This is a genomic window from Acidovorax sp. 99, assembly GCF_003096455.1.
In the GTDB taxonomy this organism is placed as follows: Bacteria; Pseudomonadota; Gammaproteobacteria; order Burkholderiales; family Burkholderiaceae_C; genus Acidovorax; species Acidovorax delafieldii.
In genome coordinates, this window is the sequence record NZ_QEKU01000001.1 from 1,084,578 (window position 1) to 1,097,969 (window position 13,392).

Here is a 13,392-nt window from a genome sequence, read left to right on the forward strand (position 1 = left end):
AGGGATAACACCGAGACATGAGCACCGACATTGCCCCACGCCGCAAGCCCCGCACCCTGGCCCTGGAGCTGGTGGACTCCCTGGGTGACCGCATCCGCGACGGGCGCCTGGCACTGGGCGACAAGCTGCCCACCGAGGCCGCGATCATGGCCGAGTTCAACGTCAGCCGCACGGTGGTGCGCGAGGCCATTTCCAAGCTGCAGGCGTCCGGCCTGGTGGAGACACGGCATGGCATCGGCACGTTTGTGCTGGGTCTCGGGCAGGCCCCGGGCTTCAAGATCACCCCCGACCAGTTCAGCACCCTGCGCGATGTGATTGCCGTGCTGGAGCTGCGCATCGGCGTGGAAACCGAGGCCGCCGCGCTGGCGGCGCAGCGCCGCACCCCCGCCAACCTCAAGACGATGCGCGAGGCGCTGGACGCCGTGGCAGCAGCCGTGGACGCCGGGCGCGACGCGGTGGCGGCGGACTTTCAGTTCCACCTGGAGATCGCACGCGCCACGCAGAACAGCCACTTTGCCGAGCTGATGGGCACGCTGGGCAGCATGATCATTCCGCGAGCGCGGCTGGATTCGGTGGAGGCCCCCAATGACGAGCGCAGGCAGTACCTGCGCCGCGTGAATGGCGAGCACGAAAGCATCTACGACGCCATCGTCGGCCAGGACCCCGACGCCGCCCGCGCGGCCATGCGCACCCACCTGGCCAACAGCCGCGAACGCCGCCGGCGCGCGCAGGCCGAGGCCGGCTGAAGTCCGGGGGACCCGGCAATGCCGCCCACCCTGCACGCCGACCTGCCGCCCTGTGGGTCCGATGAGCCAGACAGGCCCAGAGGGCCCAGACGGCAGGGAGTGATCCCATGAGTAGTTACCCGAAGTGCCCAAAGATGTGCTTATGTTGTACGATGACATACAACAAATCCACCATTGCCCCGCATTGGTACCCCAAGTGGCCTGGATGGACGCCGCCCGCAGCGGACAGCGCTCTCGGTCACGCCGTCCTGGCCTCAGTGCTTTGATTCGACTTTCTTCAACCACCCACCCTTTCACACCACCACCGCCATGCACGCAAACCTGATCGCCGGCAACTGGACCGAAGGCGTCCGCAAGTACCAGAACACCAACCCCTCCGACACACGCGACGTGATCGGCGACTACGCCGTGGCCAGCCGCGAGCAGGCGCTGGACGCTGTGGCCGCAGCGCACGCGGCCTTTCCGGCATGGAGCCTGTCCACGCCCCAGCAGCGCTTTGACATCCTGGACGCGGTGGGCAACGAGATCATCGCCCGCAAGGCCGAGCTGGGCGACCTGCTGGCCCGCGAAGAAGGCAAGACCCTGCCCGAAGCGATTGGCGAAGTGGGCCGCGCCGCCGCCATCTTCAAGTTCTTTGCCGGCGAGGCGCTGCGCCCCGGTGGCGAGATGATCCCGTCCGTGCGCCCTGGCGTGGGCATTGAGATCACACGCGAGCCGCTGGGCACCATCGGCATCATCACGCCGTGGAACTTCCCCATCGCCATCCCGGCCTGGAAGATCGCGCCCGCATTGGCCTACGGCAACACGGTGGTGTTCAAGCCCGCCGAGGTGGTGCCCGGCTCTGCCTGGGCGCTGGCTGACATCCTGCACCGTGCGGGCCTGCCCGCTGGTGTGTTCAACTTGGTGATGGGCCGGGGTTCGGACGTGGGCGCCGTGCTGCTCGAAGACGAGCGCATTGCGGGCGTGAGCTTTACTGGCTCGGTCGGCACCGGTCAGCGCGTGGCAGCGGCCTGCGTGCCACGTGGCGCCAAGGTGCAGCTGGAGATGGGCGGCAAGAACCCGTTTGTGGTGCTGGACGACGCGGACCTGAACGTGGCCGTGGGCGCGGCCATCAACAGCGGCTTCTTCTCCACCGGCCAGCGCTGCACCGCCAGCAGCCGCGTGATCGTGACCGAAGGCATCCACGACCGCTTCGTGGCCGCCATGGTCGAAAAGATGAAGACCCTGAAGGTGGATGACGCCCGCAAGACCGGCACCGACATCGGCCCCGTGGTGGACGACCGCCAGCTCGCACAAGACCTGGAATACATCGGCATCGGCCAGCAGGAAGGCGCCAAGCTGGCCTTTGGCGGCGAAGCACTGGAGAAGAACGCCGACGGCGCCCCTGGCTACTACCTGCGCCCCGCCCTGTTCACAGAGACCACGCCCGGCATGCGCATCAACCGCGAAGAAATCTTCGGCCCCGTGGTGAGCGTGTTGCGCGCCAAGAACTACGAAGAGGCGCTGACTCTGGCCAATGACACGCCCTTCGGTCTGGCCAGCGGCATTGCCACCACCAGCCTCAAGCACGCCACACACTTCAAGCGCCACGCCCAGGCCGGCATGGTGATGGTGAACCTGCCCACAGCGGGCGTGGACTACCACGTGCCATTCGGCGGCCGCAAGAGCAGCAGCTACGGCCCGCGCGAGCAGGGGCGCTACGCGGCAGAGTTCTACACCACGGTAAAGACGGCCTATACCCAGGCCTGATGCAAGCCTGAGCCAGGCCTGATGCAGGCCTGACACAGGCGCCCGCACCAGCCGCGACGTCCCAAGGCGACTGGACAGGGCGCCAGCGCAACCCTGTGCCCGCCCCGCAATGCCGTTTGGCATGGATTTACAGCCAAAATGGCGGCAAGCGCAGGTGAATCATGCATATATTGCTACACTATTTATAGCATATGTGATTCACCAATGCCCCCTGCAAAACCTGGGGACTCCCTTGCGCGGCAGAGACTGGGCGCCTCTGCCAGGGGCGTCACCTGTGGTGGGACGTTGTGTCGGTTGGGCACTGCCTGCGCCGTGCGGCAGTGCGCCTGACCAGCGCGGTAGCGGGATGACACGGCCCTGCCACACCGTTGCATGAACCTCCCGCACCCATCGTCCGCCCGTGACCAGGGCGGGCCGCGCGCCTATGATGGCTGCAGTTGCGTTTTGAAACACCCGCCCATGACGGCTCCTGCATCCCCCTCCGCAAGCCCCGCTGGGCGTCCGCTCATCGACGACCCGTCATCGCCGCACAGGCGGGCGTCCAGCCTGCCCCTGCGCACCATGGTGGCATGGGGCACGGCCCTGGTCCTGGTGATGGCCTGGGCCACGGTGGCCATCCTGATGAATGTGTCCTGGCGTGACGCCATGAACGCGCAGGTCCGGCAGAACAGCAACCTGGCACTGAGCCTGGGCGAACAGACCGTGCGGGTGATGGCAGCGGTGGACCAGGCCACGATCCGCATGCGGGACGCGGTCCAGGCCAACGACTTTGAAAAGGCGGATTTCACGCGGTTTGCCAACGAAACCGGGCTGGCGCCCAAAATCCTGACCCAGCTCTCGCTGGTGGGGCCAGATGGCCGGTTTGTCGGCAGCAACATCGACCCCTCCGGCGAAAAAACCGGCCATGTCGATCTGTCGGATCGCGAGCATGTGCAGGTGCACCTGAACCCGAAAGCGGCAGAGGCCACACGCCTGCAGCAGACACCCCATGGACTGTTTGTCGGCAAGCCGGTGGTGGGCAAGGTCTCTGGCAAGGCCACCATCCAGCTATCGCGAAAGATCCCGGATGCCAACAGCGGCACCGCGGGTCTGGTGGTGGCCTCCGTGAACCCCGGCTATTTTGAGGATGTCTATCGGGGGGTGCAGCTGGGGCGCATTGGGGTGGTGACCCTCATCGGCAACGACAGCACCGTGCGCGCCCGCGTCATGGGCGGGCAAAGCGTAGGCATGGGCAGCGTAGTGGCACGTGCTGCCAACAACAACATGGACGAACTGGGGGCCAACGGCAACTACGTGCGTTCCAGCGGCCTCGACGGCGTCGAACGCATCTATGCCTACAGCCGCGTGGGCGAATACCCCTTGCTGGTTGTGGTGGCCACCAGCACCGACGAGGCCTTGCAGGAATGGCGCGCCAGCCGCAATGTGGCCCTGTTCACCATGGCGCTGTTCAGTGTGGCGCTGGTGGGTGCAGCGATCATCTTCGTGCGCAGCGTGCGCAAGCTCGAAAGCACCAATGCCGCCTTGCGCATCAGCGAGGCCGAGGCCCGCTCTGCCAGCCAGGCCAAGAGCGAGTTCCTGGCCGCTGTGTCGCACGAGCTGCGCACCCCGCTTACCAGCATCCGGGGGTTTGCCGAGCTGATGGAACTGCGACTGGACCAGCCCCGATACAAAGAGCAGGCGGGACTGATCCGCAAGGCAGCCGACCACCTCAATGCCCTGCTCACCGAGATCCTGGACCTGGCCAAGGTGGAAGCAGGTGCCATGCCCCACATGCCCACCGAGCAGAACGTGGCCGAGATTGTTCAGTCCACCGCCGACTTCTTTGCCGTCACGGCCGCCAACAAGAACCTGGCGCTCCATGTGCGCATTGCCCCTGACGCCCCCCACACTTTGATGTGCGACGGACTGCGGCTCAAGCAGGTGCTCAACAACCTGCTGTCCAACGCCATGAAATTCACGACCGCAGGCTCGGTCACCATCGAAGTGGATGCCAGCAACGACGCCGTCCGCTTTCATGTGGTGGACACCGGCCCGGGCATTCCGGCGTACCTGCACGAAACGATCTTCGAAAAATTCCGCCAGGGCGACGACCAGGTGAGCTACCAGCACGGTGGCACCGGATTGGGCCTGGCGCTGTCGCGGGCGTTGGCGGTGCTGATGGGGGGCACGCTCACGCTGTCATCCGCAGAAGGCCAAGGCGCGCGCTTTACGCTGACCCTGCCGCGCAACCCGGGCACTGAGCCTCAGTAAGCAGGTTCGTACTGGTGAGGCGCGCTATGGCGTCGAGGAATGAGTGCTCCCTGTGGAGCGTCTGGCTGAGCCAAATCGCCGGCAACAGCGGCAATGCCGATGATGCAGCCTTGCCCACGCCAGCATGATGATAGCGAACCAGCCCGGGGCGAGCTGGGCCAAGCATTTGTGGTTTAGCCGCATCAAGAAAGGTTGCCACGGCCCGTGCAAGCAAGAACCTTAGCGGCTGAGTTCTACGCGACGATGAAGACAGCCGTTTGCGCAAGCCTGTAGAGCCGGGGCAGAGGACTTCGCGGAACCCTCTGTCAACTCTGGCTCTTAGAGCTACCTCAGGGGAGGCCTGTAACTGCGATGCAAGCATTCCCATATCGTGGACATGCAGAGGAATCTGCCGGTTCCACACGCAAATACACAACTCCAACGCTTTTCCAAGTCGTGACGTCCTTTCGTGCTGACCCAATGAAGCGCGCGTAAAGCCCGTTGCCTTTGCATGAGCGACAAGGTGACCAGATGTTCCATCGCGTGTACGCGGATTGGGACATGCCGGCGACGCCTGGAACTCTATTTCGATGGCATTTATGTATTTGAATGCCTGGCCAAACATTCAATAGTTGTTGCAACTCGAGACGAATTAAAGATGTCCGAGGTGCGCCATCGACTCGATACCGGGAAAAATGCGCCCCCGCGCGCAGTACTTCCGTCGCAGCTCCCATTTCAAAGAAATGGGCAAGCCCAGCAATCGCGCAGGTGCAGTCCACAGCAATGGCTCGACTTGAGTGTCTACGCCGGGAAATCTCGACAGACAACAAAACAGATACAGAAACAAAAATCCACAATGCCTGACTTAATTGACTATTCATTTCTGAGCGACCTAGAGGGCGGTCGCACCACCAGTGGCTATGTTCCGGCGGCTACGGTAAGCAAAAGCGGTGTAACGATTGCCACCGGTTTCGATTTGGGCCAGAGATCAGAAGCAGACTTGAAGCGACTGGGTTTGCCTACCAATCTGATCGAAAAACTAAAACCATACCTCGGGGCGAAGAAAGAAGATGCAAAAAAACTGCTGGATGCAACGCCACTAACAATCACCTCCTCCGAAGCAGAGTCTATAGACAAGGCCGTGAAATCTGCGCACTTGGCCACAGTAAAAATCAAGTACGACGCAGCCTCCAGCGAAAAGAGCTTTATAGATTTGCCAGCAGAGGCGCAAACCGTAATCGCTTCGGTTTCCTTCCAATATGGGAAGAATCTGGATGCAGCGGCACCGAAGTTCTGGACCGCCGTCACGAAACAGGATTGGACAGAAGCGGCAAAGATCTTGAGGAACTTCGGCGACGTTTTCCCCACCCGCAGAAAGAAGGAAGCCGCACTATTGGAGAACATCAAGTGAAGAAATTTTGGCTCACTGCGACAGTAACTCTCTATTTCTCATTGGCCGCATCGCATGCGGTGAGCAATTCCGCTCACCACGCCATCACCCAGGTAAGCACACAAAACCCTGCTTTGACGGCCGCATTGACGGATCTGAAGATGGCGCTTTTTGCGCCGAGGACGGCTTTGCTGTTTGACAACGGGGGCGTGGCAAATAACTGCGCGCAGTACTCCAACCTTTTGTCTTCCGGTGCGCCGGACGAATCCACACGCAGTGCTGAGATTCGCAGTGAATACTTGGTGTGCGACGCAGTTCAGATGCTCGGCCTCCAGTCGTTCATCGTGACCCAAGCATCCTTACCTGCCAACGCGGCCAGAACGCTTTTCGAGCGATTGGACATGCGCTCCTTCCCGTCCTCACTGCGCAACCGTGCAGACGGTCCAACCCACACGCTGAAGACTCTGTTGGCTTTGGGCAAAGTGACCATGAACCGAGACACGGTGGAAATCGAAACGGACACGCAATTTTTCAGCCTCAAGATCGTCGGGGTGGTGAGCCGCCCGGCCACCGAAGCGGGTGGTGGACGCCTGCGGAAAGAATGGATTGTGTGGGTTGGCGATGAGCTGAAAGACGGCAACTACAAGTCTTACCGCACATTGATCGTGCGCCCGTTTCGTGACTCGCGCGGTGATCGGTACACAGGAACGCTCTACCCCGTGCAATGACGCCCGGCCAACGGCAGCGGCGCCTTGGATCTTGGCGATCTGTCGGAGAAGTGGCGAGACCATTCACCATCGGCGCCCCCCGCCTCCCCCTGCCTCGGCGGCTTTGCAGTCTGGCGCTACGTCCGACTGCGCAACGTACGGCTGAGCAAAATCACCGGCACCAGCCCCACCGCCACCAGCGCCAGCGACGGCAATGCCGCCTCGCCCAGGCGCTCGTCGCGGGCCAGCTGATAGGCCACCACGGCCAGGGAGTCGCTGTTGAAGGGGCGCAGCACCATGGTGGCGGGCAGCTCCTTCATCACGTCCACAAACACCAGAAGCGCTGCGGCGGCGGTAGAGCGCTTGAGCAGCGGCCAGTGCACGCGCGCCAGCAGGCCTGCGCTGCCCATGCCCAGCATGCGGGCAGAGTCGTCCAGGCTGGGCGGAATCCGCGCGTAGCCGCTCTGCATGGATTGCAGGGCGACTGCACAAAACCGCACCAAGTAGGCCCACACAATGCCAAAGGCCGTGGCCGTGACCAACGCGCCCACACCCCACTGCGGCATGGCCGCCTGCAGCCAGCCTACGGGCAACAACAGCCCCACCACGATGACGGCGCCCGGCACGGCATAACCCACGCTGGCCAGCTGCACCACGCCACGCGTGATGGCGTCGGGCTGGCGGCGCACCGCAAAAGCCAGGGCGAGCGCGATGGCGACGGCCAGCGCCGCAGTGATGCCACCAAGGCGCACGCTGTGCCAGGCCCATTCCATGAACCGCTCCCACGGCAGCACCGACCAGTCGGCCGCGAGCGGCCGCAACATGAAGGCCACGGGTGCCACAAACCCCATGAGCACAGGCACGGCACAGACGGTCCAGGCCGCCCAGCGGCGCGCGCCCCGCAGCCGCAGCGGCTGAGCCTCGGCCGAGCCTGCGCGCCCGCCACCGGTGGCAAAACGCATGCGCTTTTGCGCGCGGTGCTCCAGGTGCAGCAGCGCCATCACGACCACCAGCAGCATGGTGGCCAGCTGCGCGGCAGCCAAGCGGTTGTCCATCGACAGCCAGGCCTTGTAGATGCCGGTGGTGAAGGTCTGGATGCCGAAGTAGCTGGCCACGCCGAAGTCGGCCAGGGTTTCCATCAGCACCAGCGCCACGCCAGCCGCCACGGCCGGGCGTGCCAGCGGCAAGGCCACGGCGCGGATGCGGCGCGGCAGCGGTGCGCCCAGCAGGCGTGCGGCCTCCATGAGGTGGGCAGCGCGCTCACCCAGGGCCGTGCGCGCCAGCAGGTACACGTAGGGGTAGAGCGAGAAGATGAACACCCATACGGCGCCGCCCAGGCTGCGCACCTCGGGCAGCAGGCGGCCTTCCAGGCCGAAGGTGTTGCGCAGGCCCACCTGCAGCGGCCCGCTGAACTGCAGAAAGTCGGTGTAGGCGTAGGCCGTCACGTAGGCCGGCATCGCCAGCGGCAACAGCAGCAGCCATTCAAAGGTGCGGCGGCCCGGAAAGTCGAACAGCGTCACGGCCGCAGCCGCCAGCGTGCCCACCACGGCCGCGCCCAGCGCAACCAGCACGCTGAGCCACAGCGTGGTCCACACATAGCCGGGCAGCACCGTGGCCGCCATTTCGCGCAGGATGGCGCCCGTCTGCGCATCGCCCTGCCCGGTGGGCGAGAACGGCAGCCACGACGCCAGCACCGCCAGCACCGGCAAGGCCAGAAAGCCTGCAAACAGGATCAGCGGGATGCTGCGAAGGACAGAAGACGGCGTGCGGCGCAAGGCGATGGGCTCGGCAGAGGAAAGAAAGCGCACACCTGCCGAAAGGCATGGGCACCGCAGCACCCAGGAATGCAAATGCGAATTTTAAGCATTCACTCCACCCCGCCTAAAATGCACAGATATGTTTCTTGAGGTCTCCCAACTCGAAGTGCACTACGCAGGCCGCGCACAGGCCGCAGTGCAAGGCGTCACGCTCAGCCTGAAAGCGGGTGACATCGGCGTGCTGATCGGCCCCTCCGGCTGCGGCAAGACCACCCTGCTGCGCGCCGTGGCCGGGCTGGAGCCCGTGACGGGGGGCGAGATCCGCCTCACCAAAAGCGTGGTCAGCAGCGCCCGCCTGAGCGTGCCACCCGAGCTGCGCCGTATCGGCATGGTGTTCCAGGACTATGCGCTGTTCCCGCACCTGTCGGTGGGCCGCAATGTGGCGTTTGGCATCCACCAGTTGCCCAAGGCCGAGCAGGCCGCGCGGGTGGCTGAGGTGCTGCAGCTGGTGGGCCTGACGGGCAGCGAGCACCGCTACCCGCACGAACTCTCTGGCGGCCAGCAGCAGCGTGTGGCGCTGGCGCGTGCGCTGGCGCCGCGCCCACAGCTCATGCTGCTGGACGAGCCGTTCTCCAACCTCGACGTGGACCTGCGCGAGCGCCTGGCACACGAGGTGCGCGGCATTCTCAAGGCCGCAGGCGCTACGGCGCTGTTTGTGACGCACGACCAGTTCGAGGCGTTTGCCATCGGCGATGTGATCGGCGTGATGAACGAAGGCCACCTGCACCAGTGGGACGATGCCTACACCCTGTACCACCGCCCCGCCACGCGGTTTGTGGCCGACTTCATCGGCCACGGCGTGTTTGCACCCGCCACGCTGGTGCAGCGCGGCAACAACGTGGTGGCCCAAACACCTTTGGGCGACCTGACTGACCTGGATGAGTGCCCCCTGCCCAGCAGCTACCCTGCGGGTGAATGTGATGTGCTGCTGCGCGCCGACGACATCGTGCACGACGATCACGCGCCCGTGCAGGCGCAAATCGTGCGCAAGTCGTTCCGGGGGTCGGAGTTTCTGTACACCCTGCGCCTGGCCAGTGGCCACACGGTGCTGGCCCATGTGCCCAGCCACCATGACCACGCGCTGGGCGAGTGGATCGGCATCCGTGCCCAGGTGGACCACGTGGTGACATTTCCGCGTGGCTGAGGCGGTGTTGGGATCAAAATCGGCCGGATGCGCTAGTCGAACATGCCTGAATTGCTATTGAATCAATAGCAAATCCCCTTCCGCTCAGGACTTGCCCTTGCGCTGCAGGCCTTCCAGCCCGTTCAGGTCCACCTGCGACATCAGGCCCCGCAGCTCTTTCACGCCGATCTTGTCGCCCTCGATGCTGACCACAAGGCCGTTCTTCAGGATGGTCTTGAACTCTGCGTGGCTGCCATCCTTGTCGTAGCGCTGGTGCAGGGTGCGGCCCCCCTCTTGCCACGTCTTTTCGGCGCTGGTCTGGTCTTCTTTCTCGCCCTGCGCCATGCCCATGGCCATCACCGCCATCTGCCCGAGGCCGCCCACATCCACGATCTCCAGGCGCAGCTGCTTGTCGTCGTTGCCGTATTGCGCGCTGGCCTGGCTGGTGGGCAAGCCCAGGGCGGCACCATCCTGCACATCAAAACCCGTGCGGGGCAGGCCCGCCAGCTTCTCGGGCAGGGCCGCCTTGAGCGACTGGGCCGCAATGGCCTGACCCCCACCCAGCACACCCGCAGCGGCCTTGGCGGCATCGCCCGTGGCGGCTGCGATGGCGGCCGGATCCTGGCTCTTCTGGGCCTCTTCCATCTTGCGGGCGGCTTCTTCCATCTTCTTGCCGGCAGCTTCCAGGCCGGCGGTGTCGATGGACACCTTGCCACCGGGCGTGTTCATGGTGATGGCAGGGGCATCGGCACCGCCAAACAGCGCACCGCTGCGCGGCATGAACAGCGCACTGACAGCACCGATGACCACCCCCATCACGATGGCCGCAATGATGACCACCACCGTGTAGCCCACCGACTTTTCGGGCGCACTGCGCATGAGCACCGGCAGGCCGGTGTAGAGCAGGTAGATGGAGTACACCGCCGCCAGCAGGCCCAGCATGGCCAGCGATGGCAGCAGGCTGAACACTCCGCCCAGCAGGGCGGCCGTGCTGGCGTACACCGCCACCTTCTGTGCCTGGATGGCGTTCTTTTGCCCGCCGAAGGTGGGCGCCAGCGCATCGATGATGAAACCGAGCACCAGCAAGCCCGCCAGGCTCAACCCGTATGACACGACCATGTTCACCAGCCCGGAGACAAAAGGCACGCGGATGGTGACCCCAAAACCGCCAAAGCCGATCAGCGACATGCCGATGAAACCGCAGACCGCCGGAATGGCGGCCAGGACCATGGCGTAGCGGGTGAACAGGGTGGCGGTGTCGGTGGCCTCCGCATCAATGGTGGCCCAGGCCTCTTTGGGTTGCAGAAGAATGCTTTTGGCGCGTTCAATCAGGTTCATGGTGCCCTCCCGGCAGTGTGCAAAGGCCTGCGATGACCCGCAGGCAAATGGAAAGCGCGGACGATACGGGACATTGCGCCGCGCAGACCACTTGGACGGCCACCTGCAGGGCCCAAAGCGTGGAATATGCACGCTTTTGTCGCACAAAGACTGCTCGTTGGGAACCCAGGGAACCTGTGTGCGTTCTCAGGCCTTGCGCAGCTGATCGACGGTGTCGTGCAAGTGCTGTGTCCAGGTGCGGCGGTCGCGCTCGCCTGCCAGCTCGGGCAGGCCGTAGTGCACCACGGCCTCGATGGGAGGGGCGCTGAGCGTGCGCCAGATCGAGCCCACCAGGGTTTCGTCGCCGATGTAGCTGGGAGCAAAACTGGTGGCGCCCGTGGCCTTGTCGGCAAAGCGCAGGCCTACGGGCTGCACGGGCGCCTTTGCAGCCACGGCGGCCTGCAGCAGGTTGGCGTGGAAGGGCAGCATCTCGCGCCCGTCGCCCGTGGTGCCTTCGGGGAACACGGCCAGCACCTCGCCGCGCTCCAGCGCCTCCTGCATCGAGCGCACCATGCGCAGCGCATCGCGGCGCGAGCTGCGTTCGATGTAGAGCGTGCCCGCCGCCGTGGCCAGGGTGCCGATCAGCGGCCAGGCCTGCACATCGGACTTGGAGACAAAGCGGCAGTGCCGCGCCGCATGCATCACCGGGATGTCGAGCCACGAGATGTGGTTGGCCACCAGCATCACCGGGCCAGTCACCGGGGGCTGCCCCAGGATGCGCAGGCTGATGCCCGCATGGGCCAGCAGCTCCAGCGACCACACCTGCACGCGGGCGTGTTGCTGGTCCGGCGACAGCGACGGAAACCGCAGCGCCACAATCCACAGGCCCTTGGCGATGTGACCCAGCAGCCGCAAGAGGCGCCAGCTGGCGCGCAGGAACTTCACGGCCGGGCCTTGCTATCGCAGCGTCGCGCCGTCTCAGTTGCGGTCAAAAGCGACCTGTCCGCCCACCAGGGTCATGCGCACGCGGCCGGGCAGTTCGTAGCCCGAGAACGGCGTGTGTTTGCCTTGGCTGGCGAGCGCGTCGTCCTGCACCGTCCACGCTGCCTGCGGGTCGAAGATGCAGAGGTCGCCCACGCCCCCTTCCACGATCTGGCCGACGCTGGCCTGCAAGGTGCCCAGCGCGTTGCCCAGCACGCGTGCGGGCTCTGCCGTGACCACGGCCAGCGCGCGCCGCAAAGGCACGCCGCTGTCTTGCGACCATTTAAGCGCCAGCGACAGCAGCAGCTCCAGCCCCGTGGCGCCGGGCTCGGCTTCGGCAAACGGCAGGGTCTTGGCGTCTTCATCCACCGGGGTGTGGTCGGACACCAGCGCATCGATGGTGCCGTCGAGCAGCGCCGCGCTCAGGGCGTCGCGGTCGCGCTGCTGGCGCAGCGGCGGCGTCAGGCGCGCGCGGCTGTCGAAGAAGCCGATGTCGTTTTCGGTGAGGTGCAGCGAGTTGATGCTGACATCGGCCGTGACCTTCAGGCCATCGGCCTTGGCGCGGCGTACCAGCTCCACGCCCGCAGCGCTGCTCAGGCGGCACAGGTGCACGCGCGCGCCGGTGGTCTTGAGCAGTTCAAAAATGGTGTGCAGCGCAATGGTCTCGGCCGCCACGGGCACGCCCGACAGGCCCAGCCGCGTGGCCAGTGCGCCGCTGGCGGCCACGCCCTTGCCCAGGTGCATCTCTTGCGGGCGCAACCACACCGTGTAGCCAAAGGTGGCGGCGTACTGCAGCGCGCGCTGCAGCACCTGGGTGCTGGCCAGCGGCACCTCGGCCTGGCCAAAGCCCACGCAGCCGGATTCGGTCAGCTCGGCCATCTCGGTCAGCACCTCGCCAGCGAGGTTGCGTGTGAGCGCGCCCAGCGGGAACAGTCGCGACTGGTGCAGCTTCTCGGCGCGGAACTTGAGCATCTCCACCAGGCCGGGTTCGTCAAGCACCGGGTCGGTATCGGGTGGGCAGACCAGGCTGGTGACGCCACCGGCCACAGCGGCGGCCATCTCGGATTCGAGCATGCCTTCGTGCTCGTGGCCGGGCTCGCGCAGGCGCGCGGCCAGGTCCACCAGACCGGGCAACACGATGCAGCCGGCAGCGTTGATGGTGCGGTTGGGTGCAAAGTCGGGCGGCACGCGGTTGACCCCCACGATGCGGCCCGCCGCCAGCGCGATGTCGCAGGTCTGGTCAAGGCCCGAGGCGGGGTCGATCACACGGCCGTTCTGGATCAGTATCTTCATGATTTCAAGCCAAATTGGCTGCTAGCGCTTGATTGATAAG

Annotated in this window: 10 protein-coding genes; 6 read left to right on the plus strand and 4 right to left on the minus strand. The window is 65.1% G+C overall.

Annotation, left to right across the window (positions count from 1 at the left end; genetic code table 11):
• Positions 1-17: 17 nt before the first annotated feature.
• The 5 genes from C8C95_RS05135 (at position 18) to C8C95_RS05155 (ending at position 6,842) form a co-directional block, all read left to right on the plus strand.
• Positions 18-746: a FadR/GntR family transcriptional regulator gene (locus tag C8C95_RS05135; RefSeq protein WP_015015564.1), complete on the plus strand. Its 729-nt coding sequence runs from the start codon at positions 18-20 to the stop codon at positions 744-746.
• Positions 747-1,055: 309 nt separating this feature from the next.
• Positions 1,056-2,495: an aldehyde dehydrogenase family protein gene (locus tag C8C95_RS05140; protein WP_116747879.1), complete on the plus strand. Its 1,440-nt coding sequence runs from the start codon at positions 1,056-1,058 to the stop codon at positions 2,493-2,495.
• A 459-nt stretch (positions 2,496-2,954) separates the two neighbouring features.
• Positions 2,955-4,745, plus strand: coding sequence for an ATP-binding protein (locus tag C8C95_RS05145; protein WP_243415634.1), 1,791 nt, complete (start codon positions 2,955-2,957; stop codon positions 4,743-4,745).
• Positions 4,746-5,235: 490 nt separating this feature from the next.
• A complete protein-coding gene (locus C8C95_RS23755) occupies positions 5,236-6,135 on the plus strand; it encodes a pesticin C-terminus-like muramidase (protein ID WP_207780572.1) in 900 nt (299 codons plus the stop codon).
• Positions 6,132-6,842 (plus strand): hypothetical protein, encoded by a 711-nt coding sequence (locus tag C8C95_RS05155; RefSeq protein ID WP_116747881.1) that lies wholly within the window; start codon positions 6,132-6,134, stop codon positions 6,840-6,842. The genes C8C95_RS23755 and C8C95_RS05155 overlap by 4 nt, the downstream gene beginning before the upstream one ends.
• Before the next feature lie 116 nt (positions 6,843-6,958).
• Here the strand turns inward: C8C95_RS05155 and C8C95_RS05160 are convergent, their stop codons facing one another.
• The gene (locus tag C8C95_RS05160) at positions 6,959-8,596 is read right to left on the minus strand and encodes an iron ABC transporter permease (RefSeq protein ID WP_116750143.1); all 1,638 of its coding nucleotides are present in this window, start codon (positions 8,594-8,596) and stop codon (positions 6,959-6,961) included.
• Between the two features lie 121 nt (positions 8,597-8,717).
• Between C8C95_RS05160 and C8C95_RS05165 the strand changes: the two genes are divergently transcribed.
• Positions 8,718-9,782 carry an ABC transporter ATP-binding protein gene (locus C8C95_RS05165; protein WP_056066206.1) on the plus strand — a complete coding sequence of 355 codons (1,065 nt, stop codon included), beginning with the start codon at positions 8,718-8,720 and terminating at the stop codon, positions 9,780-9,782.
• 84 nt (positions 9,783-9,866) lie between these two features.
• On the opposite strand, the gene C8C95_RS05170 is transcribed toward C8C95_RS05165, so the two are convergent.
• The 3 genes from C8C95_RS05170 to C8C95_RS05180 all read right to left on the minus strand — a co-directional run bounded on the left by C8C95_RS05170 (position 9,867) and on the right by C8C95_RS05180 (position 13,352).
• Complete coding sequence (locus C8C95_RS05170; RefSeq protein ID WP_116747882.1) at positions 9,867-11,099, minus strand: Yip1 family protein; 1,233 nt, start codon at positions 11,097-11,099, stop codon at positions 9,867-9,869.
• 186 nt (positions 11,100-11,285) lie between these two features.
• Positions 11,286-12,023 (minus strand): lysophospholipid acyltransferase family protein, encoded by a 738-nt coding sequence (locus tag C8C95_RS05175; RefSeq protein WP_116747883.1) that lies wholly within the window; start codon positions 12,021-12,023, stop codon positions 11,286-11,288.
• A gap of 33 nt (positions 12,024-12,056) precedes the next feature.
• Complete coding sequence (locus tag C8C95_RS05180) at positions 12,057-13,352, minus strand: dihydroorotase (RefSeq protein ID WP_116747884.1); 1,296 nt, start codon at positions 13,350-13,352, stop codon at positions 12,057-12,059.
• Positions 13,353-13,392: the final 40 nt, after the last annotated feature.